At 69.0% G+C, this 21,183-nt stretch carries 21 protein-coding genes; 13 read left to right on the top strand and 8 right to left on the bottom strand.

Features of this window, described 5'->3' with window-relative positions; genetic code table 11:
* Nucleotides 1-38: 38 nt before the first annotated feature.
* A complete protein-coding gene (locus ACGFI6_RS04570) occupies nucleotides 39-1,031 on the bottom strand; it encodes a LacI family DNA-binding transcriptional regulator (RefSeq protein ID WP_393115234.1) in 993 nt (330 codons plus the stop codon).
* Nucleotides 1,032-1,149: 118 nt separating this feature from the next.
* Between ACGFI6_RS04570 and ACGFI6_RS04565 the strand changes: the two genes are divergently transcribed.
* The 3 genes from ACGFI6_RS04565 to ACGFI6_RS04555 are packed head-to-tail and all read left to right on the top strand — an operon-like array spanning nucleotide 1,150 to nucleotide 3,516.
* Nucleotides 1,150-2,577 (top strand): NAD-dependent malic enzyme, encoded by a 1,428-nt coding sequence (locus ACGFI6_RS04565; protein WP_393115233.1) that lies wholly within the window; start codon nucleotides 1,150-1,152, stop codon nucleotides 2,575-2,577.
* A complete protein-coding gene (locus tag ACGFI6_RS04560) occupies nucleotides 2,574-2,951 on the top strand; it encodes a VanZ family protein (RefSeq protein WP_393115232.1) in 378 nt (125 codons plus the stop codon). Before ACGFI6_RS04565 ends, ACGFI6_RS04560 begins: the two co-directional genes overlap by 4 nt.
* A 7-nt stretch (nucleotides 2,952-2,958) precedes the next feature.
* Entirely contained in the window at nucleotides 2,959-3,516 is a 558-nt protein-coding gene (locus ACGFI6_RS04555) for a YqgE/AlgH family protein (protein WP_393115231.1), read from the top strand.
* 6 nt (nucleotides 3,517-3,522) lie between these two features.
* Here the strand turns inward: ACGFI6_RS04555 and ACGFI6_RS04550 are convergent, their stop codons facing one another.
* The gene (locus ACGFI6_RS04550) at nucleotides 3,523-3,804 is read right to left on the bottom strand and encodes a DUF3039 domain-containing protein (protein ID WP_393115230.1); all 282 of its coding nucleotides are present in this window, start codon (nucleotides 3,802-3,804) and stop codon (nucleotides 3,523-3,525) included.
* 121 nt (nucleotides 3,805-3,925) lie between these two features.
* Between ACGFI6_RS04550 and ACGFI6_RS04545 the strand changes: the two genes are divergently transcribed.
* From ACGFI6_RS04545 to ACGFI6_RS04535, 3 genes are all read left to right on the top strand, one after another.
* Complete coding sequence (locus ACGFI6_RS04545) at nucleotides 3,926-4,498, top strand: Uma2 family endonuclease (protein ID WP_393115229.1); 573 nt, start codon at nucleotides 3,926-3,928, stop codon at nucleotides 4,496-4,498.
* A gap of 59 nt (nucleotides 4,499-4,557) precedes the next feature.
* On the top strand, nucleotides 4,558-6,348 hold the full coding sequence (locus ACGFI6_RS04540; protein ID WP_393115228.1) for a DEAD/DEAH box helicase: 1,791 nt from the start codon (nucleotides 4,558-4,560) through the stop codon (nucleotides 6,346-6,348).
* Nucleotides 6,349-6,625: 277 nt separating this feature from the next.
* Nucleotides 6,626-9,535, top strand: coding sequence for a CARDB domain-containing protein (locus tag ACGFI6_RS04535; RefSeq protein ID WP_393115227.1), 2,910 nt, complete (start codon nucleotides 6,626-6,628; stop codon nucleotides 9,533-9,535).
* 47 nt (nucleotides 9,536-9,582) lie between these two features.
* Here the strand turns inward: ACGFI6_RS04535 and ACGFI6_RS04530 are convergent, their stop codons facing one another.
* Nucleotides 9,583-10,338, bottom strand: coding sequence for a family 16 glycosylhydrolase (locus ACGFI6_RS04530; RefSeq protein ID WP_393115225.1), 756 nt, complete (start codon nucleotides 10,336-10,338; stop codon nucleotides 9,583-9,585).
* Between the two features lie 47 nt (nucleotides 10,339-10,385).
* Nucleotides 10,386-11,228 carry a helix-turn-helix transcriptional regulator gene (locus ACGFI6_RS04525; protein WP_393115224.1) on the bottom strand — a complete coding sequence of 281 codons (843 nt, stop codon included), beginning with the start codon at nucleotides 11,226-11,228 and terminating at the stop codon, nucleotides 10,386-10,388.
* A gap of 101 nt (nucleotides 11,229-11,329) precedes the next feature.
* Here ACGFI6_RS04525 and ACGFI6_RS04520 point away from each other — a divergent pair, with 101 nt between their 5' ends.
* A complete protein-coding gene (locus ACGFI6_RS04520) occupies nucleotides 11,330-12,058 on the top strand; it encodes an SDR family oxidoreductase (protein ID WP_393115223.1) in 729 nt (242 codons plus the stop codon).
* A 38-nt stretch (nucleotides 12,059-12,096) separates the two neighbouring features.
* Here ACGFI6_RS04520 and ACGFI6_RS04515 read toward each other — a convergent pair whose 3' ends face one another.
* Both ACGFI6_RS04515 and ACGFI6_RS04510 read right to left on the bottom strand, forming a co-directional pair.
* A complete protein-coding gene (locus ACGFI6_RS04515) occupies nucleotides 12,097-12,645 on the bottom strand; it encodes an NUDIX hydrolase family protein (RefSeq protein ID WP_393115222.1) in 549 nt (182 codons plus the stop codon).
* A 57-nt stretch (nucleotides 12,646-12,702) separates the two neighbouring features.
* The gene (locus ACGFI6_RS04510) at nucleotides 12,703-13,341 is read right to left on the bottom strand and encodes a helix-turn-helix domain-containing protein (protein ID WP_393115753.1); all 639 of its coding nucleotides are present in this window, start codon (nucleotides 13,339-13,341) and stop codon (nucleotides 12,703-12,705) included.
* A gap of 127 nt (nucleotides 13,342-13,468) precedes the next feature.
* On the opposite strand from ACGFI6_RS04510, the gene ACGFI6_RS04505 reads away from it, so the two are divergent.
* Nucleotides 13,469-14,242 (top strand): phytanoyl-CoA dioxygenase family protein, encoded by a 774-nt coding sequence (locus tag ACGFI6_RS04505; RefSeq protein WP_393115221.1) that lies wholly within the window; start codon nucleotides 13,469-13,471, stop codon nucleotides 14,240-14,242.
* A 29-nt stretch (nucleotides 14,243-14,271) separates the two neighbouring features.
* Nucleotides 14,272-15,504 (top strand): MFS transporter, encoded by a 1,233-nt coding sequence (locus ACGFI6_RS04500; protein WP_393115219.1) that lies wholly within the window; start codon nucleotides 14,272-14,274, stop codon nucleotides 15,502-15,504.
* Between the two features lie 9 nt (nucleotides 15,505-15,513).
* On the opposite strand, the gene ACGFI6_RS04495 is transcribed toward ACGFI6_RS04500, so the two are convergent.
* Nucleotides 15,514-16,263: a hypothetical protein gene (locus ACGFI6_RS04495; protein WP_393115218.1), complete on the bottom strand. Its 750-nt coding sequence runs from the start codon at nucleotides 16,261-16,263 to the stop codon at nucleotides 15,514-15,516.
* 55 nt (nucleotides 16,264-16,318) lie between these two features.
* Between ACGFI6_RS04495 and ACGFI6_RS04490 the strand changes: the two genes are divergently transcribed.
* The gene (locus tag ACGFI6_RS04490; RefSeq protein ID WP_393115217.1) at nucleotides 16,319-16,963 is read left to right on the top strand and encodes an IclR family transcriptional regulator; all 645 of its coding nucleotides are present in this window, start codon (nucleotides 16,319-16,321) and stop codon (nucleotides 16,961-16,963) included.
* A 231-nt stretch (nucleotides 16,964-17,194) separates the two neighbouring features.
* Here the strand turns inward: ACGFI6_RS04490 and ACGFI6_RS04485 are convergent, their stop codons facing one another.
* Nucleotides 17,195-17,662: an Lrp/AsnC family transcriptional regulator gene (locus tag ACGFI6_RS04485; protein ID WP_393115216.1), complete on the bottom strand. Its 468-nt coding sequence runs from the start codon at nucleotides 17,660-17,662 to the stop codon at nucleotides 17,195-17,197.
* Nucleotides 17,663-17,814: 152 nt separating this feature from the next.
* On the opposite strand from ACGFI6_RS04485, the gene hppD reads away from it, so the two are divergent.
* The 3 genes from hppD to ACGFI6_RS04470 all read left to right on the top strand — a co-directional run bounded on the left by hppD (nucleotide 17,815) and on the right by ACGFI6_RS04470 (nucleotide 21,074).
* Entirely contained in the window at nucleotides 17,815-19,017 is a 1,203-nt protein-coding gene (gene hppD, locus ACGFI6_RS04480; protein ID WP_393115215.1) for a 4-hydroxyphenylpyruvate dioxygenase, read from the top strand.
* 161 nt (nucleotides 19,018-19,178) lie between these two features.
* Nucleotides 19,179-19,652, top strand: a complete 474-nt coding sequence (locus ACGFI6_RS04475) for a hypothetical protein (protein WP_393115214.1) — start codon at nucleotides 19,179-19,181, stop codon at nucleotides 19,650-19,652.
* Nucleotides 19,653-19,697: 45 nt separating this feature from the next.
* Entirely contained in the window at nucleotides 19,698-21,074 is a 1,377-nt protein-coding gene (locus ACGFI6_RS04470) for an FAD-binding oxidoreductase (protein ID WP_393115213.1), read from the top strand.
* The last annotated feature ends 109 nt before the right edge of the window (nucleotides 21,075-21,183 follow it).

The raw sequence follows: 21,183 nt of genomic DNA, 5'->3' as shown, positions 1-21,183 counted from the left end.
CGGGCCGGCCGGGTCGGGTCAGGGTGGCTGGGGTGGGGTCAGCGGGTTGAGCTGGCTCGGGGGATCAGGCGGGCGGCGAGGGTGGTGGCTGTGGGTGGGCGGGTGTTGTCGGTGATTCGGGCCAGGAGGAGGCGGGCGGCTACGGTGCCTAGTTCGTAGGCGGGTTGGGCGACCACGGTGAGGGGCGGGTTGACGAGGGCGGCCCAGGGGGCGTCGTCGAAGGCGACCAGGCCGACGTCGCGCCCTGCTCGTACGCCCCGCTCTTGCAGGGCTTGCAGTACGCCGACCGCCATCGCATTGTTCGCGATCAGCAAGGCGTCGGGCGGATCGGGCTGGGCGAGCAGGTCTAGCGCCGCCCGGTGCGCACCAGCCGCCTTGTACTCGCTGCGCCGAACCAGCCTCGCAGCACTCCGTCGGCGCGCGCCCTTCAACGCGTCCCGGTACCCGGCCAGCCGGTCGTCGGCGGTCCGCACCCCGGCCGGCCCGGTGATGCAGCCGATCCGCTCGTAGCCCTGGGCAACCAAATGGTCGGTGGCCACCCGGGCCGCGACCCGGGTGTCGACGAGCACCACATCGCTGTCCGCGCCGGGCAGCGGCCGGTCCACCGCGACGTACGCCGTACCACGGGACGCCAGTTTCGCGACCGAGGACTCCGGCCCGCTCGGCGACAGGATGACGCCCGCGACGCGTTCCTGGATGGCGATGTCGACGTACCGGCTCTCCTTCTCCGCGCTCTCGTCGGAGTTGCAGAGGACCACCGAGTACCCGACCTCGTGCGCCACGTCCTCGACCCCGCGCGCGATCGCGGTGAAGAACGGGTTCTCCACGTCGGAGATGATCAGCGCGACCACCGCGGCCTCCTGGCGGCGCAGGTTCCGCGCGGGCCCGTTCGGCTGGTAGCCGAGCTCGGCGGCCGCGGTCCGGACCCGCTCGGCGAGCTCCGGATCGACGCTGGGCTTCCCGTTCAGCGCCCGCGACACGGTCGCCGTCGACACCCCGGCGCGCGCGGCCACATCGCTGACAGTCGGCACAGTGACTCCCTTCCTGCCCGCACCCTAGCCGGGCGAGTAATGGATTACCCAGCGCTCTGTCATGCACTTTACGTACGTAACCCTTGAGCCTTACCAGTGACATGAGAGGATCACCCGCGTGACTGCCTTGCCGAGTGTTTCGTACTCCATCACCGTTCGCCTCGAGGTGCCTGCGGGCGGCTCGACGGTGAGCAAGCTGACGACCGCGGTCGAGCAGGCCGGCGGTCTGGTCACCGCGCTCGACGTGACCGCCTCCGGCCACGAGAAGCTGCGGATCGACGTCACCTGCGCCGCGGCCGACACCGAGCACGCCGGCCGCCTGGTCGAGGCGATGCGCGCGGTCCCGGGCGTCGAGATCGGCCGGGTCTCGGACCGGACGTTCCTGATGCACCTCGGCGGCAAGATCTCGATGGAGGCCAAGCACCCGATCCGCAACCGGGACGACCTCTCGATGATCTACACGCCCGGCGTCGCGCGGGTCTGCCTGGCGATCGCGGCCAACCCCGAGGACGCGCGCCGGCTGACCATCAAGCGGAACAGTGTCGCGGTCGTCACCGACGGGTCCGCCGTCCTCGGCCTCGGCAACATCGGCCCGAAGGCCGCGCTCCCGGTGATGGAGGGCAAGGCCGCGCTGTTCAAGCGGTTCGCCGGCATCGACGCCTGGCCGCTGTGCCTGGACACCCAGGACCCGGACGAGATCGTCTCGATCGTGAAGGCGATCGCGCCGGGCTTCGCCGGGATCAATCTGGAGGACATCTCCGCGCCGCGCTGCTTCGAGATCGAGGCCCGGCTGCGCGAAGAGCTCGACATCCCGGTCTTCCACGACGACCAGCACGGTACGGCGGTGGTCGTGGTCGGCGCGCTGTACAACGCGCTGCGCGTGGTCGGCAAGGACATCACGAACGTCCGCGTGGTGCTGTCCGGCGCCGGCGCGGCCGGTACGGCGATCCTCAAGCTGCTGCTCGCGGCGGGCGTGAAGGACGCGGTCGTCGCCGACATCGACGGCGTCATCCACACCGAGCGGGACGGCCTGTCGCCGGAGCTGCGCTGGATCGCGGAGAACACCAACGCGGCGAAGTACAGCGGCAACCTGAAGGGCGCGCTGGCCGGTGCCGACGTGTTCATCGGCGTCTCCGCGCCGAACCTGCTGACCGGCGCCGACATCGCCACCATGAACGACGGCTCGATCGTGTTCGCGCTCGCGAACCCGACGCCCGAGGTCGATCCGAGCGAGGCCGGCGAGCACGCCGCGGTGGTCGCCACCGGCCGCAGCGACTACCCGAACCAGATCAACAACGTGCTGGTCTTTCCGGGCGTCTTCCGCGGTCTGCTCGACGCGCAGTCGTCGAAGGTGTCGATCGACATGGAGCTGGCGGCCGCGAAGGCGCTGGCCGGCGTCGTCACCGACGAGGAGCTGAACGCGTCGTACATCGTGCCGAGCGTCTTCCACCCGGAGGTGCACACGATGGTCGCGCACGCCGTCCGGGAGGCCGCGGGCGGCAAGGCGCCGGCCCACGAGACCTACCCGGACGACGCGCCGGCGTGACCTCCACACAGACCGGACGGCCGGCATCGCGGATCGCGGTGTGGGCCTGGTGGATCGCGTTCGGCGCCGCGGTGGCCCTGCAGCTGTACGGCGTGTATGCGCCGCGTGAGGCGGGCCCGAACGTCGGGATCCCGCAGATCGACAAGGTCGCGCACTGCTTCCTGTTCGCGGCGGTGGCGTTCACCGGGCTGAGGGCCGGCGTACCGGCCCGCTGGTTGCTCGGGGCCCTGGTCGCGAACGCGATCGTCAGCGAACTCGTCCAGCACTACCTGCTGCCGCAGCGCGACGGGGACCCGTTCGACGCGCTGGCCGACCTGGCCGGGGTGGCGCTGGGTGCCTGGCTGGGAGCCCGGACGGCCCGTCGTACGCCATGATGGAGGCATGACGGTCTCGACCCTGACCGGTTCGCTGCTGGTGGCGACCCCGTTGCTCGACGAGCCGCCCTTCCGCCGTTCGGTGATCCTGCTGCTGGATCACGACGACGACGGCGCGCTCGGGGTGGTGGTGAACCGCGCCGCGGACCTGTCCGTGGACCGGGTCCTGCCGAACTGGTCGGCGGCCGTCGACGAGCCCGGCGTGCTGTTCATGGGCGGCCCGGTCGGCACCGACAGTGCGCTCGCGGTCGCCGAGGTGACCGCGTCCACGGACCCGCCCGGGTGGCGGGAGTGCTTCGGGCGGATCGGGCTGGTCGACCTCGACGTACCGCCGGAGCTGCTCGAGGGCGCGATCACCCGGATGCGGATCTTCGCCGGGTACGCGGGCTGGTCCAGCGGGCAGCTCGAGGGCGAGATCACCGAGGGCGCCTGGTACGTCGTGGAGTCGGAGCCCGCGGACGTGTTCGGGCACGACCCGGACACGCTGTGGCGCCGGGTCCTGCGTCGCCAGCCCGACCAGATGGCCTACGTGTCGACGTACCCCGACGACCCGAGCCAGAACTAGCCGGGGCTACTCCTCGCCGCCGCCGCCGTCGCCGCCCTCGTCGCCTGGGTTCAGCGAGTCCCAGATCTCCTTGCACTCCGGGCAGACCGGGAACCGCTGCGGGTCGCGGCTCGGGACCCACACCTTGCCGCAGAGCGCGACCACCGGGGTGCCCATCACCATCGCCTCGGTCAGCTTGTCCTTCGGCACGTAGTGCGAGAACCGCTCGTGATCGCCTGGCTCGGCCGGCGAGGTCTGGGTCCGCTCGTCGACAACCGTCTCCGCGCCGGGGGTCAGCTGAGTACTCATACCCCCGAGTGTAGGACGTGTCACCAGCCAACCCGGAACTTTTCCACAGCATCAAGATTCCCGGGGCAACCAGGGGCAGATCGCGGCACCTTCTCTGCCGTGACCAACCAAAGGAGGCACTATGAGTCTCGTGGAACCTCTCCCGACGCAACCCGCAGTGCCCTGGCAGCCTTTCAAGGCGCTGACCAGGGACGATCTCGATCGGATGCCCGATGACGGGCACCGGTACGAACTCATCGACGGGGTGCTGCTGGTGACTCCGAGCCCGTCGTTCAACCATCAGGACATCGCGGCCAATCTGTTCATCCACCTCAGGCAGGCGTGCCCGCCTGAGCTCTACGTCATGATCGCGCCGTTCGACATGGTGCTGGCCGATGACACGGTCATGATCCCGGACCTCATGGTCGCGCGTCGCGACGCCTTCACGAAGCGGGATCTGCCTGGAGCGCCACTGCTGGCGGTCGAGGTGCTGTCGCCGAGCACGCGTCGCTTCGACGTGATGGTCAAGTTCTCGCGCCTCGAGGCGGCGGGGTGCCCGGCGTACTGGGTGGTGGACCCCGACACGCCGAGTCTGATCGCGTGGGAGTTGCAGGACGGGGCATACGTGCAGGTCGCGAAGGTTACCGGCGACGAAGCGGCGGGGTTGACCAGTCCGTTCGATGTGACGGTGGTGCCTGCGGATCTGATCTCGTAACCGATCTCGGGTAACCTTCCTGCCCGGCGCACTGTCGACTTTCGGGGGAGTAGCTGTCTGTGGAATCGCACGTGCCGGCCAATCCTGCTGTCCTGCCACCGGCCTATCCGGACCGTGCGGCGTGGGGTACCGCGAGCAAGCTCCGTGCCTGGCAGGCAGAGGCGCTCCAGCAGTACCTCGACAACAACCCGCGGGACTTCCTCGCGGTGGCGACACCGGGCGCTGGGAAGACGACGTTCGCGCTGACCGTGGCCGCCGAGCTGCTGCACCGCCGGCAGATCGAGCGGATCACCGTGGTGACCCCGACCGAGCACCTGAAGACCCAGTGGGCAGATGCGGCGGACAAGGCCGGGATCGCGATCGATCCTGCGTTCGCCGGGCGCCGCGGCAAGACCAACAAGGACTTCCAGGGCGTCGCGGTGACGTACGCCGGCGTCGCGGTGAACCCGCTGGCCTTCCGTGTCCGTACGGAGCGGTTCAAGACGCTGGTGATCCTGGACGAGGTGCACCACGGCGGTGACGCGCTCAGCTGGGGCGACGGGGTCCGGGAGGCGTTCGAGCCCGCCGCCCGCCGGCTCTGCCTGACCGGTACTCCGTTCCGCAGCGACGACAACCCGATCCCGTTCGTCACCTACGAGGAGGCGCACGACGGCGTCGCCCGGAGCAAGGCGGACTACACGTACGGGTACGGTCATGCGCTGCGCGACCACGTCGTACGCCCGGTGATCTTCATGTCGTACTCCGGCGAGATGCGCTGGCGTACCAAGGCCGGTGACGAGGTCGCAGCACGGCTCGGCGAGCCGCTGACCAAGGACCTCACCGCGCAGGCGCTGCGCACCGCGCTGGACCCGACCGGCGAGTGGATGGGCGCGGTCCTCGCGGCGGCCGACAAGCGGCTGACCGAGGTACGGCGGCACATGCCGGACGCCGGTGCGCTGGTGATCTCCGGCGACCAGAACTCGGCCCGCGCGTACGCGAAGACGCTCCGCGAGCTGACCGGCGAGGCGCCGACCGTCGTGCTGTCCGACGAGAAGGCGGCGAGCAAGAAGATCGCGAAGTTCTCCGAGGACGAGTCCCGGTGGATGGTCGCGGTCCGGATGGTCTCCGAGGGCGTCGACGTACCGCGGCTCGCGGTCGGGGTGTACGCGACGCCGACCTCGACGCCATTGTTCTTCGCCCAGGCCGTCGGGCGCTTCGTGCGGGCCCGCAAGCGCGGCGAGACGGCGTCGGTGTTCGTGCCGTCGGTGACCCGGCTGCTCGGGTTCGCGGCCGAGATGGAGGTCGAGCGCGACCACGTCCTCGGCCGCAAGAACAGCAACGAGGACGGCGACATCTTCGCCCTCGAGGACGACCTGCTGAAGCAGGCGAACCAGGCCGAGGGCGCCAGCGACGAGCTCGAGGGGAACTTCGAGGCGCTCGGGTCGGACGCGAGCTTCGACCGGGTGGTGTTCGACGGCGGCGACTACGGCACCGGCGGCGACAACGCGTCCGACGAGGAGCTGGACTTCCTCGGGTTGCCCGGCCTGCTGGAGCCGGACCAGGTCCGCGAGCTGCTGCACAAGCGCCAGCAGAAGTCACTGGCCGCACAGAAGAAGGGCCAGCGGTCCACGAGCGACCGCGAGGACCCGACCCCGACCGAGCTGGCCACGCACGAGCAGATCGCGCTCCTGCGCCGTGAACTGAACGGTCTGGTCGCCGCCTGGCACCACCGCACCGGTCAGCCGCACGGCGTCATCCACAACGACCTGCGCCGCAAGCTCGGCGGACCGGCCGCCGCGCACGCCTCGTCGATCCAGCTCAAGGAGCGGATCGAGCTGATCCGCGACTGGGCCACCCAACGCCGCGCCTGACCACCCGCCCCTGACCAGCCACGCCTGACCGCCCACGCCCGACCCTCTGCGGCTGACCTCCCAGGCCTGACTGCTTGCGCCTGACCGCCGAGGCCTGGCTACTCGCGCCTGACCGCCGAGGCCTGGCCGATCGCGGCTGGTTCTGGGGCTTGAGGTGTTGACGCGGCGCGGGAAGTCCAGCAACATTCGACTACCCGCGCTGCAAAAAATCAGCAAGCTTGTGAAATTTCTGTAGCGCGCGACCTCCCACCGCCCCCACGATGGAGGACCACCCCGCATGCGCGCACACCCTCTGCGGCGACTCCTGCTCGCCCTCACCCTGATCACCGCCACCCTGCTGACGGCCCCGTCCGCCGCCCAAGCCGCCCCCGCCGATCTCGCTGCTGGGAGACCGATCGAGGCGTCGAGTTCGGTGTTCAACTTCGTCGCCCCGAATGCGAACGACGGGAACGTCGGCACCTACTGGGAGTCGAACGGCTTCCCGTCCACCCTGACCGTGAAGCTCGGCGCGAACGCCGACGTCAGCTCCGTCGTGATCAAGCTCAACCCCGACCCGATCTGGGCCGCCCGCACCCAGAGCATCGAGGTGCTCGGCCGGGAACAGGACGCGACCGGCTTCACCTCGGCCGTCGCCCGGGCCGACTACCACTTCGATCCTGCGTCGAACCAGAACACGGTCACGATCCCCGTCACCGGCCGGTACGCCGACCTACGTCTGCAACTGTTCGCCAACACCGGCGCCCCCGGCGGCCAGGTCGCCGAACTGCAGGTCCTCGGTACGGCCGCCCCGAACCCGGACCTGGTGGTGACCGCAGTCGACTCGTCGCCCGCAAGCCCGACCGAGTCCACGCCGATCACCCTGTCCGCGACGGTGAAGAACAACGGCTCCGCGCCGGCCCCGGCAAGCACCCTGAACTTCCTTCTCAACGGCACGGTCGCCGGCACCGCGAACGTCCAGGCGCTCGCCGCCGGCGCGTCCGCCACCGTCACCGCCGACACCGGAACGCATGCTGAAGGCAACTACACGATCGCCGCGGCCGCCGATCCCGACGATGCGATCGCGGAGCAGAACGAAGACAACAACACCCGCCAAGCACAACTGACCGTCGCGCAGGCGCCCGGCCCGGATCTCCAGATCACCGGCATCACCTCCATCCCGGCGAACCCGGCTCCCGGCGCACCGGTCTCCTTCACGGTCGCCGTCAACAACCGCGGTACGAGCTCCGCAGCAGCCAGCACCACCAAGCTGACCGTCGGCAGCACGACCCTGACAGGCAGCACCCTCGCGATCGTGGCCGGCGCCACGGCGACCGTAGCGATCGGCGGCACCTGGACGGCCGTCACCGGTGGCGCAACCCTCACTGCCACAGCCGATGCGACTGGTACCGTTGACGAGACCAACGAAACCAACAACAGCTTCACGAAGCCGGTCGTCGTCGGCCGGGGCGCCGCCGTGCCGTTCACGTCGTACGAGGCCGAAGCTGGTGCCTACACCGGAACGCTGCTGACCAGCGACGCACAGCGCACCTTCGGCCACACGAACTTCGCGACCGAGTCGTCCGGCCGCGCGTCGGTCCGCCTGAACGACAGCGGCCAGTACGTCCAGTTCACCTCCACCGTACCGACGAACTCGATCGTGATCCGCAACTCGATCCCGGACTCCGCCGACGGGCAGGGGCTCGAGGCAACGATCAGCCTGTACGTGAACGGCACGTTCAAGCAGAAGCTGAAGCTGTCGTCGCACAACAGCTGGCTGTACGGGAACAGTGACGGACCTGAGGCACTCACCAACACCCCCGGTGGTGACGCCCGCCGCCTGTTCGACGAGTCGCACGCCCTGCTTGGTGAGTCGTACCCGTCCGGCACCACGTTCCGGCTGCAGCGCGACGCCGGCGACACGGCGTCGTACTACATCATCGACCTGGTCGACCTCGAGCAGGTCGCGCCGCCGCTGACGCAGCCCGCCGGGTGTACGTCGATCACGCAGTACGGCGCCGTGCCGAACGACGGAATCGACGACGCGGACGCGATCCAGCGCGCGGTCACCGACGACCAGAACGGCGTGATCAGCTGCGTGTGGATCCCGGAAGGGCAATGGCGGCAGGAGAAGAAGATCCTCACCGACGACCCGCAGAACCGCGGGCAGTACAACCAGGTCGGGATCAGCAACACCACCATCCGCGGCGCCGGGATGTGGTATTCGCAGCTCTACTCGACGATCGAGCCGCAGAACGCCGGCGGCATCAACCACCCGCACGAGGGCAACTTCGGCTTCGACATCGACAAGTTTGTTCAACTCAGCGACATCGCGATCTTCGGGTCGGGACGGATCCGGGGCGGCGACGGGAACGCCGAGGGCGGTGTCGCGCTGAACGGGCGGTTCGGGACCGGGACGAAGATCAGCAACGTCTGGATCGAGCACTCGAACGTCGGCGTCTGGGTCGGCCGCGACTACGACAACATCCCCGAGTTGTGGGGACCGGCGGACGGGCTCGAGTTCAGCGGGATGCGGGTCCGGGACACGTACGCGGACGGGATCAACTTCTCCAACGGTACCCGGAACTCGAAGGTGTTCGACTCGTCGTTCCGGACTACCGGCGACGACTCGCTCGCGGTCTGGGCGAACAAGTACGTCAAGGACCCGTCGGTCGACATCGGGCACGACAACGCGTTCACCAACAACACGATCCAGCTGCCCTGGCGGGCGAACGGGATCGCGATCTACGGCGGGTACGGCAACAAGATCGAGAACAACCTGGTCTACGACACGATGAACTACCCCGGCATCATGCTCGCCACCGACCACGATCCGCTGCCGTTCTCCGGGATCACGACCATCTCCAACAACGGGCTCTACCGGTGCGGCGGTGTGTTCTGGGGCGAGGCGCAGGAGTTCGGCGCGATCACATTGTTCCCGTCGAACCTGCCGATCACGGGGGTGACGATCAAGGACACCGACATCTACGACTCGACGTACGACGGGATCCAGTTCAAGACCGGCGGCGGCGAGATGCCGAACGTTGCGCTGAGCAACATCACGATCGACAAGTCGAACAACGGCTCGGGCATCCTAGCGATGGGCGGCGCCCGCGGCAGCGCGAACCTGTCGAACGTCACGGTCACCAACTCCCGTGACGGGGACATCGTGAAGGAACCCGGCTCGACCTTCACCTTCACCGGCCAGTAGCCCCCGAGGCCCAGCACCCACGTCCCAGGGTGCTGGGCCTCAGCCTTTTACGGTCGGTACACGTGGACGTAGTCGACCTGCATCGACTCCGACGTGACCTCCGGCGGGATCTTGCTGTACACGAACAGATCCAGGATCAGCGCGCCGCTGCCCGCGTACGCGCCCTGCCGGCAGACCTCCTTGCCGTCGAGGTACCACACCGTCTCGTCCGGCCCGAGCTGCTCGGCGATCGTGTGCCAGTCGGCGGTCAGGTCGGTCGGCGACTGGTACGCGCACTGGCCGCCACCGGTCTGGTGGTTCGTGAGGTACAGCGCTTGGTGGTTGTCGCTGTAGAACTCGTACGTGTCCTGCTCATTCGAACCGCTGCCGTTCCAGGTCCACGTCGACGGCCAGAAACCCTTGGCGGCCGGGAGTTTCAGGCGCGTCTCGACATAGTCACCCGGCTGTACGGCGAACGCCTGCGACGGATCGTGCCCGCAGGCCTGCCCGGTGGTGATCAGTGCGCCCGACCACTCGTACCCGGATGCCGGGTTGTTCTTCCGCGCGGTCATCGTCAGCTTGCCGTCGCTGACCGACAGCGCGTCCCAGGTGTGCCACTCGAGCTGCTCGTTGCCCTTGTTCCCCAGGCATTGGTCGCCTTCGGCGTTCGAGTGGATCGCCCACTTCGCCCGGTCGACCGCCGTACCGTCGAACTCGTCGGCGAACACCAGCTTGCCGGGCTCACCTGTATCGGCGGCATCGGCAGCGCGCAACGGCACGACGAACAGTCCGAGCGCCACCAGCGCTGTAAGTAACTTACGCATCAGGCAAGCCTCTCCGTCGGAAACCAACGGGTCAAACAGTCGCTTGATCAGGGCTTGGTTGTCAACTCCTGCGTACCGATCACGGCCAGCAGCCGGAGCGCCTGATCCGACGGCGAACCCGGCTCGGCCGCGTACAGCACCACCCGCTGATCCCGTTCCGGAACGACGAGCACCTCGCAGACCACATCGATCCGCCCGACCTGCGGATGAAAGATCGTCTGGCACAACGTCTGCTGCCGCCCGACCTCGTGCCGCGCCCAGATGTCGGCGAACTCGCGGCTGCCGGCGCGCAGATCGCCGACCAAGCGGGCGAGCTCCGCGTCGTCCGGGTACGTGCTTGTCGCCGCGCGCAGGTCGGCGGCGGCCTCGCGGGCGAACTCCTTCGTTGCCTCTTCGCCGAACAGTTGGGTCTGCCGGTCGGTCAGGAACCGCAGCCGCAACAGGTTCCGTTCGCGGGGCGGGATCGCGGAGAAGTCCGTGATCAGCGCGGCCGCCAACGGGTTCCAGGCGAGGACGTCGTACTTCGCGTCCAGCACCAGCGCCGGTACGTCGAGGCGGGCGAGCATCCGCAGTACGCCGGTGCGAACGTCCGACGGCGGACCAGGCGGGGGGCCGGGCTGCTCGCCGGCCAGCCGGAACAGGTGATCGCGCTCGTCGTCGGACAGCCGCAGGGCGCGGGCCAGTCCGGTCAGCACCGGCCGGGACGGGTGTGGGCCGCGGCCCTGCTCGAGGCGGGTGTAGTAGTCCGTTGACATGGTCGCGAGGCTCGCCACCTCTTCGCGACGGAGTCCGGGCGTACGGCGACGCAGTCCGGCCGGGAGTCCTACGTCGGACGGTTGCAGCGCCTCCCGTCGTACCCGGAGGAACTCCGCCAGCGCATCGCGATCCACGCTCCCAGGATCGCAGGCGGCCGGTGGCCTATCCAGGGACTGCCGGTCCCGGGGTCGGCCCGCTCTGCCACGCGCGGGCGATCCGCCGCAGCGTTGACGGCATGGACACGAACAAGATCGCGCTCGTCACGGGCGCCAACAAGGGCATCGGCAAGGAAATCGCGCGGCAGCTGGGGGAGCGCGGGTTCACGGTGCTGGTCGGGTCGCGGGACGCCGAACGTGGTGCGGTCGCGGCGAAGGAACTGGTTGCCGAGGGCCTCGATACGAGGGTGCTACAGCTGGAGGTGACGGACGCGGCGTCGATCCGTACGGCGGCGGGCGAGGTCGAGGCGACGTACGGGCGGCTCGACGTACTGGTGAACAACGCTGCGATCATCCCCGAGGGTGACGACGGCGTGTCGTCGATCGAGGCGGGCGTGCTGCGGTCCGCGTTCGAGACCAATGTGCTCGGGCTGGTGGCTGTGACGCAGGCGTTCCTGCCGTTGCTGCAGCGGGCCGGACAGGCGCGGATCGTGAACCTGTCGACCTCGCTCGCGTCGTTCGCGCAGGTCGGCGACCCGGAGTCGAGGATGTCGACGGTACGGACGCTCGGCTACAACGCGTCCAAGGCGGCCGTGAACATGGTGACCGTCATGCTCGCGAACGAGCTCCGGGGGACCGGCGTCCTGGTGAACGCAGCCGATCCCGGCAACTGCGCCACCGACATGGGTGGCTGGAGCGCGGCGCGCACCCCGGCACAGGGCGCAGCGGTCGCCGTCCGACTGGCGATGCTCCCCGCAGACGGCCCCACCGGCTACGTGTACGCCGAGGAGGGCCAACTGCCCTGGTGAAACCTGCCGACCGGACCACGCCGGTCGGATGAGACCTGTCAGACGATGGCGCCGGACCAGGCGAGGGCCTGTTTGAGGAGTTGGCCGCGGCCGCCTTCGAGGTCGTTCAGCAGGCTCGGGGCCAGCGCCTCCTCGGGCGTCAGCCAGGTGAGCTCGAGGGCGTCCTGGCGCGGGTTGCACTCGCCGGTGACGGGCACGACGTACACCAGGGCGACCGCGTGCTGGCGCGGGTCGTGCAGCGGGGTCATCCCGGGGAACGGGAAGTACTCCGCGACCGTCACCGGGACCAGCGTCGCGGGCAGCCGGGGAAACGCGGCCGGGCCGAGGTCCTTCTCGATGTTGCGCTGCAGCGCGTCCCGGATCGACTCGTTGTGCATGACCCGGCCGGAGACCAGCGTCCGGATGATCTCGCCGGTGGCGGCCGAGGTCCGCAGCAGGACCCCGATGTGCTCGATCTGGCCGAGGGCGTCGACCCGGGCCGGGACCGCCTCGACGTACAGGATCGGGACCCGGGTACGGGTCTCGGCGAGCGCGAACTCGGACAGCCAGCCGGGATTCGGGTCAGGCGTTTGCAGCGACGACGTCATGCCCACATCTTTGCTTACGGGGTGAAACCGGCCCGGCACCGGGCGGCTCCAGGATGCTTATGGGCGGAAGGTCGATCGGTAGCTGGAGGGGCTGAGCCCGAAGACGGCGCGGAACCGGCGGGTGGCGTGGCTCGGATCGTGCCAGCCGACGGCCGCGCCGATGCTTGCAACCGGGAGCTCGGTCTCGATCAGCAGGCCGGCGGCGCGTTCGGCGCGGATGCGGTTCAGGTACGCCATCGGTGACATGCCGGCGGACCTGCCGAACAGGCGGATCAGGTACCCGGGAGCGAGATTGACGCCCGCCGCGAGCCGCTCCAGCGTCCAGGGCTCGGCCAGGTCGGCCTCCAGTAACCGCATCGCGTGCTGAACCGCTGGATGCACCGCCTCACGTACGCCGCCGGTTCCCGGTACGAGTGCGCCTGACAGCAGCCCGAACACGTCCGGCCCGAGGTACGCGTTCCGCACCACCAGGCCGTCGCAGTCGACATACCCGTGCCACTCGCCGGGCCGGATCACCACCATCGAGTCCGGCACCAGCTCCACCTCGCCACCGGCCGACACGTGCACGCCGCGCCCGGCCACCACGACCGCGATCTCGAAGAACGCATGGCTGTGCACCGCGACGTCGGCGATCACCTCGATCCGCTCGCCCGCGACCGGCAGCCGAGGGTCCGGGAACACCTCACTGCTCAGCATCTTGTGCAAGCCCAACCTCCCAGAGGTCAAGATCGGTCAACCCGTGGTCAACAACATCCTGTCCCTGGCGCCGTCGACCCGCGAGGCTGGAAACACCTTCCAGTACGCCGGAATCCGAGGAGCACCGATGACCACGACCGACCCTACCGGGTCCGCGCAGGCACCTGCAGCGCTCGACAAAGAGACCATTTCCGCCTACCGCCGCGATGGGGTCGTCCGGATCAAGAACGTCATCGGGCGCGACGAGGCGGCCCGGTTCGCAGCGGCCGCGACCGAGTGGACCGCGGGCGCCGACGACCTGTCCAAGGAGTCGAAGATCTTCAACCAGTACGTCAACGTCTGGCAGCAGAACGACGTACTGCGCGAACTCACGCTTGACCCGCGCCTCGCGGCGGCCGCGACTGCGCTGGCCGGTGTACCGCTGCGGATCTGGCACGACCAGTTGCTGATCAAGCCGCCGCACAACGGGGCCGCGACCGAGTTCCACCAGGACGCGCCGTACTGGCCGCACGCCGGGTCCCGCGCCTCGCTGTCCGCGTGGGTCGCGCTTGTCGACGTACCGGTGGAGAAGGGCTGCATGACGTTCATCCCCGGGTCGCAGCAGCACCAGGACCTGCGCAGTCAGGACCTGTCGGATCGTGACGACATGTTCCGGGCCGCGCCCGATCTGCGCTGGGAGGAGCGGCTGACGATCCCGCTGCAGGCCGGCGACTGCACCTTCCACAACGCGTACCTGGCGCACTCCGCGACGCCGAACCTCACCGACGACCCGCGGATCGCGCACGTCGCGATCTACATCGACGCGGCGGCAACCTTCACCGGCGGCGGCCACGTCTGCACCGACGGCTTGGAACTGACCGTCGGCGCACCCCTGGACCACCAACTCTTCCCTACTGTTTAAATTTTCATGCCGTGACATAAGTTGTCTGCGTGCGTCTGCTCACCGACATCCGTCCACTGCGTGAGTCCGCCGACTTCCGGCGGCTGTGGATCGGGTCGACGGTCTCGCAGCTCGGGCAGCAGATGACTGCGGTGACCGTCTCGATCCAGGTGTACGCGCTGACGCAGTCGACGTTCGCGGTCGGGCTGGTCGGGCTGTGCTCGCTGGTTCCTCTGGTCGTCTTCGGGTTGTACGGCGGTGCGATGGCCGACGCGATCGACCGCCGTACGCTCGCACTGGTCTCGTCGGCGGGGCTGTGGCTGCTGTCGATGGTTCTCGTCCTGCAGTCGCACCTCGACTGGGGACAGGTCGGCGTGCTGTACGGCGTCGTGGCCTGCCAGTCGGCGTGCTTCGCCGTCAACAACCCGGCCCGGTCCGCGATCATCCCGCGGCTGATCCGGCCCGAGCTGCTGCCGGCCGCGAACACGCTCAGTCAGGCCGCGTTCAACCTGGGCTTCACCGCCGGCCCGCTGCTCGGCGCGGCGGTGATCGCATGGCAGGGGTTTGCGGCGGCGTACCTGGTCGACGTGATCACATTCACCGCCGCGCTGTACGCCTTGTTCCGCCTGCCCGCGGTGCCGCCGACCGGTGCAGTACGCCGGGCCGGGCTGCGGTCCGTACTGGAAGGGTTCACGTTCCTCCGCGCTGCACCGGCGTTGCTCGCGACGTTCCTTGCGGACATCCTCGCGATGGTGTTCGCCCAGCCGCGGGCGCTGTTCCCGGCCGTCGCCGGGTCGTTCTTCGCAGGCGGCGTGCGGACGGTCGGCGTACTGCAGGCCGCGCCGGCGATCGGGGCGCTGATCGGCGTCCTCTTCTCCGGGTGGGTGACCCGGGTCCGCCGGCAGGGCGTCGCGATCGTGTTCGCGATCATCGCGTACGCGGCCGCCGTCGGCCTGTTCGGGCTGTCCCGGACGATCTGGCTGGGCGTCGTGCTGCTCGCGATGTCCGGGGCGGCCGACATGGTGAGTTCCGCGTACCGGAACACCGTGCTGCAGTCCGCGGCGCCGGACGCGATGCGCGGGCGGCTGCAGGGCGTGTTCATCGTGGTCGTCGCCGGCGGGCCGCGGCTCGGCGACTTCGTCGTCGGTACGTCGTCGTCGCTGACCAGCCCGACCGTGGCGCTGCTCGGCGGCGCTGCGGTCTGTATTACCGGGCTGCTGATCCTGCTGGCGCGGAACCGACCGTTCCGCGTGTACGACTCGCAGACGCGTGCGCTGAGCTGACCTCCGCGGTCAGCCGCCGGTGGCGAGCTTCTTCAGGACGGTGAACCAGGAGTCCAGGTCAGGGTTGATCTCGGTCATCGGCTTGTCGCCGACGGTGACGATCTTGCGATCGCCGAGCGGCTTCTTCAGCTCGATCGCGAGCAGCGAGATGTTGCTGTCCGGTGGGCACGGTACGTCGGAGTCGACGAACACCTTGATCCGGTCGTCCAACTGCTGCACGGTCAGGTCCCCAGAGCACTTGCCGCGGACGCCGACCAGCAGCTGTGCTTCGTCGTACTTCGGCGCGTTCTGGATCCACTTCAGGTACTTCGGGTGCTTGCCCTTGACGACCTGGTAGTACTCGACGGGCTGTCCCTTCGGCTCGGACGGATCGTTGGTGCCGTCGTTGAGGAACGAGCCGTAGATCATCTCGTAGCACGGGTCCTTGGTGTCCGGGCCGTCGTCGGCGCCGAACGCGCGGGCCGCCTTGTAGCAGCCGACTGCCTCCCGGTTCAGCGAGATGTTGAAGCCGATCAGTGCGACGGTGCCGAGCACCAGCGTGATCGCCAGCATCCGCCGCGAGCGGATCTGCTGCGGACCGAGGACGCCGGCCGCCCGGCGGGTCTCCGCGTCGGTGGCGTCGGCCGGCAGCGGCGCGGTGCGAAACAGCGCCATGATCGAGCTCGTCCACTGCGGGTTGATGATCGTCGGAACCGCGTAGAGCAGGATCAGCCCGACGACCACGAGCACGGCGGGGAGCAGCGACCAGTAATTTCGCACGGCAGCAAGATACGGCCCCATCGGTCCGCGCACGAATAACGGATACCCTTGTCGGGTGCCAGCCGAGACCTCGCAGACGCTCGACCGGGGACTCACGGTCCTCGAGTTGCTGGCGGACGCCCCGGACGGGCTCTCCATCACCGAGCTTGCCGCGGCGCTGGGGGTCAGCCGGACCGTGGTGTACCGCTTGGTGAACACGCTCGAGTTGCACCGGTTGGTGCGGCGCGACAGTGAGGGGCGGGCGCGGCTGGGTCTGGCCGTACTGCACTACAGCCGCCGGGTGCAGCCGACGCTGCGTGACGCCGCCCTTCCGGTGCTGCGCTCGCTCGCCGAGGACACCGGCGCGACGGCGCACCTGACGGTCGCGGACGGTGAGGAGGCGCTCGCGATCGCGGTCGTCGAGCCGAGCTGGACCGACTACCACGTCTCGTACCGGATGGGTTCCCGGCACGCTCTCGACCAGGGCGCTGCCGGGAAGGCGATCCTCGCCGGCCGACGCAAGCCCGACCCCGCCGGCCGCCCCTTCGTCATCACCTCCGGCGAACTCCAGGCCGGCGCCCAAGGCGTCTCCTCCCCGGTCCTAGGCGTCCCGGGCGTCGAGGCCTCCATAGGCGTAGTAGTCCTAGGCAAACTGGACCGAGACTTCGTAGGCCCCCGAGTAGCCCGAGCCGCAGTCGAGGTCGCCAAGCGCCTCGCCTGACCGCCCGCCCCACCCACGCACCCCGCCCCACCCACGCACCCCGCCCCACCCACGCACCCCGCCCCACCCGGCCTCGCTCGCCCCATTTGCCTGGCAGACCCACCAAATTGGCTGGCATGCCAGCGATATCTGGGGTTCTCCACCGTGGATCCGGGTCAACAACCCCGCATTTGCCTGGTCAGCCAGGCAAATGGGGGTGGGGCTTGGGGGCTGCGTTGGCGGTGGCTGGTGCTACTTGGTGGCGGCTTCTACCAGGGGGAGTACTCGGTGGGGGATTTGTTCTGCGAGCGCTATGACGGTTGAGGCTCGTTGGATGCCTCGGACCTTGACGACCTGGTCGATCACGCGTTGGAGGTCTGCGTTGGAGCGGGCGACGATCCGGCACCAGAGGTCCTCCGCACCGGTGATCGTGTGCACCTCGAGCACCTCGGGAATCCGCGCCAGCGCCTCCGCGACCGTCGTATGCCCGGAGCCCTGCTCGATCTGCAGCGTCGCGAACGCCGTCACCGGATAACCGATCGCGGTCGTGTCGATGTCCGGCCCCCACCCGCGCACCACCCCGTCGCGCTGCAGCCGGTCCAGCCGCGCCTGCACAGTCCCGCGCGCCACCCCGAGCCGCCGCGACGCCTCCAGTACACCCACCCGCGGCTCGCCCGCAAACAACCGCAGGATCCGCGCGTCCAGTTCGTCCACCGACATCCAAGCCTCCGGCGATAGTCAGACTGACCAAATAGCCTAGCAAGGTCGGCACAAGAGTGTGCAGCTTGCCTAGTAGAACAACAAACTGTTGCGCAACCTGCCCTCAAACCACAAGGCTCGGTGACAAGTACCCGCGACCCGGGAGGACCCCGATGACCAGCACCGACCTCACCCCCGCAGAGCTCGACGCCGATCTCGACCTCGACCAGCTGAAGCAGCTCGTCGGCCTGGTGCCGTACGACGAGAGCACCGACCCGTTCCCGGTCACCGCGATGGACGCCGTGGTGTTCGTGGTCGGCAACGCCACCCAGACGGCGAAGTGGTACCAGCTCGCGTTCGGGATGGACCTGGTCGCGTACTCCGGCCCCGAGACCGGCAGCAAGGACGCCAAGTCGTACGTCCTCAAGGCCGGCTCCGCGCGCTTCGTGATCTCCGGAGGGGTGAGCCCCACGAGCGCGCTGCTCGACCACCACCGCAAGCACGGCGACGGCGTCGCGGACATCGCGCTCGAGGTCCCGGACGTGGACAAGTGCATCGAGCACGCCCGCAAGGTCGGCGCGACCGTGCTCGAGGAGCCGAACGACGTCACCGACGAGCACGGCACGATCCGCCGCGCGGCGATCGCGGCGTACGGCGACACCCGGCACACGCTGATCGACCGCAGCCGGTACGACGGCCCGTACCTGCCCGGCTTCGTCGCGGCGACCACTCAGGTCACCCGTCCCGAGGGGCACCCGAAGCGGCTGTTCCAGGCCGTCGACCACGTGGTCGGCAACGTCGAGCTCGGCAAGATGGACGAGTGGGTTGCCTTCTACAACAAGGTGATGGGCTTCGTGAACATGGCGGAGTTCATCGGTGACGACATCGCCACCGACTACTCGGCGCTGATGAGCAAGGTCGTCGCCAACGGCAACCACCGGGTGAAGTTCCCGCTGAACGAGCCGGCGGTGGCGAAGAAGAAGTCCCAGATCGACGAGTTCCTGGAGTTCTACGACGGCGCCGGCGCGCAGCACATCGCGCTGGCCACCAACGACATCCTGCGCACCGTCGACATCATGCGGGCCAACGGCGTCGAGTTCCTGAACACGCCCGACTCCTACTACTCCGACCCGGAGCTGCGGGCCCGGATCGGTGAGGTCCGGGTGCCGATCGAGGAGCTGCAGTCGCGCGGCATCCTGGTCGACCGCGACGAGGACGGCTATCTGCTGCAGATCTTCACCGCCCCGATCGGCGACCGGCCGACGGTGTTCTACGAGATGATCGAGCGGCACGGCTCGCTCGGCTTCGGCAAGGGCAACTTCAAGGCGCTGTTCGAGGCGATCGAGCGCGAGCAGGAGCGCCGCGGCAACCTCTGATCGGGGGCTCCGGGCAAGGTTTGACGATCAAATCCTTGCCCGGAGCAACTGGACACGGCGTGTCGCCGTCCGATTACCGGAATGACTGTCGGGGCAGGCTCCGTTCGCGTAATGTGCCTTCCTGAGTCCGCGTCGGGGCGTGTACTCAGGAAGGTTTCCTCATGAAGACTCTGGGCATTCTGCTCAGCACCGCCGGGCTGGCGGGGATGGGCACGTTCGCCCTGTCCGCAGCACCGGCCGAGGCGGTCAGCACCGCCAGCTGCTCGAGCGCGCGATCGATCGCATCGGCACCGATGCTGCGCAACCACCAGCCGCCGAGCTGGGGCACCGTCCGGCTGGTCCGGGACGGCTGCTCGCAGTACTGGGCGGAGATCACCATGGCGTCGCAGGTCGTGGCCAATGCGAAGGCCAACGCCTTCCTGGTGCAGTACGGCGGCGGCAGCAACGGCCGGGTGCTCAGCTGTGACAGCAGCGGCGGCAACGGATCGGTGATCCAGGGCCAGCGCACCTGCCGGACGCCGAAGGTGAAGGCGACCAGCGGCAGTATCACGTTCGCCGCGATCGGCCGTGAGTACCACAACTACGGCGGCGGCTACGAGGAGATCTCCGAGAACGCCACCAGACGCACCCGCTGAGACGCGGGCGGGCAGTACTGCGCAGTAAATACTAGGCTCGACAACATGAGTGAGGTTGTCGAGCAGTTGCGGCAGGTGCTGCCCCCCGAGGCGCTGGTGACCGATCCGGACCGGATGGAGAGCTACCGGTACGACCGGGCGATGTTCTGCCCGGCCGGGATGCCGCTGGCGGTCGTCCTGGCCCGGGAGACCGCGCACGTCCAGGCGGCGGTACGGATCGCGAACGAGGCCGGCGTACCGATCGTGCCGCAGGGCGCGCGGTCCGGCCTGTCCGGCGCCGCGAACGCCCTCGACGGCTGCATCGTGATCTCGCTGGAGAAGATGGACAAGGTCCTGGCCGTCGAGCCGGTCGACCGGTACGTCGTCACCCAGCCGGGCGTCTACAACGCCGTCCTGTCCCGTACGGTCGCCGAACACGGGCTGTTCTACCCGCCGGACCCGTCCAGCTGGGAGTTCTGCTCGATCGGCGGCAACCTGTCCACGAACTCCGGCGGCCTGTGCTGCGTGAAGTACGGCGTGACCACGGACTACGTGCTCGGACTGGAGGTCGTGCTCGCGGACGGACGGATCCTGCGGACCGGCCGGAAGACCGTCAAGGGCGTCGCCGGGTACGACCTGGCGAAGCTGATCGTCGGCAGCGAGGGCACCCTCGGCATCATCACCGAGGCCACCTTGATGCTCCGCCCGGCGGCCGCGAAGCCGCGGACGATGGCGGCGCTGTTCGCCTCCGGGGTCGAGGCCGGCAACGCGATCCTGGAGATCATCCGTAGCGGCGTCTCGCTGAGCCTGCTGGAGATCATGGACCGGACCACGATCCAGGCGGTCAACAAGTACAAGCGGATGGACCTCCCGGAGGAGGCCGGCGCGATGCTGATCGCGCAGTCCGACGCGGGCGGCGAGGCGGGGGCCGCGGACATCGCGACCGTCGCCAAGCTCTGCCGCGACGCCGGCGCACTCGAGTGCATCGAGGCCGAGGACGACGCCGAGGGCGAGATGCTGCTCGAGGGCCGGCGGGTTGCGCTGACGGCGCTGGAGCAGCTCGGTACGACGATGATCGACGACGTCGCCGTCCCGCGGTCCCGGCTGGCGGAGTTCATCGGCCGGTTGGAGGCCCTGTCGGCGGAGCTGGACATCACGATCGGCGTCCTGGGGCACGCGGGGGACGGGAACATGCACCCGACGGTGGTCTTCGACCAGGCCGACCCGGCGCAGGCCGAGCGGGCGCAGGTGGCGTTCGACCGGGTGATGGAGATCGGGCTGGAGCTCGGCGGCACGATCACCGGCGAGCACGGCGTCGGCGTCCTGAAGCGGACCTGGCTGGCCGAGGAGATCGGTCCGGTCGCGCTCGATGTGCACCGCGCGATCAAGAACGCACTGGACCCGAAGAACCTGCTCAACCCGGGCAAGATCGTGGCCGGCTGAGGTTGTGACGCAACCGCAACAGAACTGCCGAACCCATTCGACGTCCACGGCCATCGAATGTGACGTCAGGACTGGATCCTAGATAGCTAGTTGCCGGAACTCGCGGGGG

It is taken from the genome of Kribbella sp. NPDC048928 (assembly GCF_043197975.1).
Classification (GTDB): domain Bacteria; phylum Actinomycetota; class Actinomycetes; order Propionibacteriales; family Kribbellaceae; genus Kribbella.
This window is presented reverse-complemented; position numbering and strand designations above follow the sequence as displayed.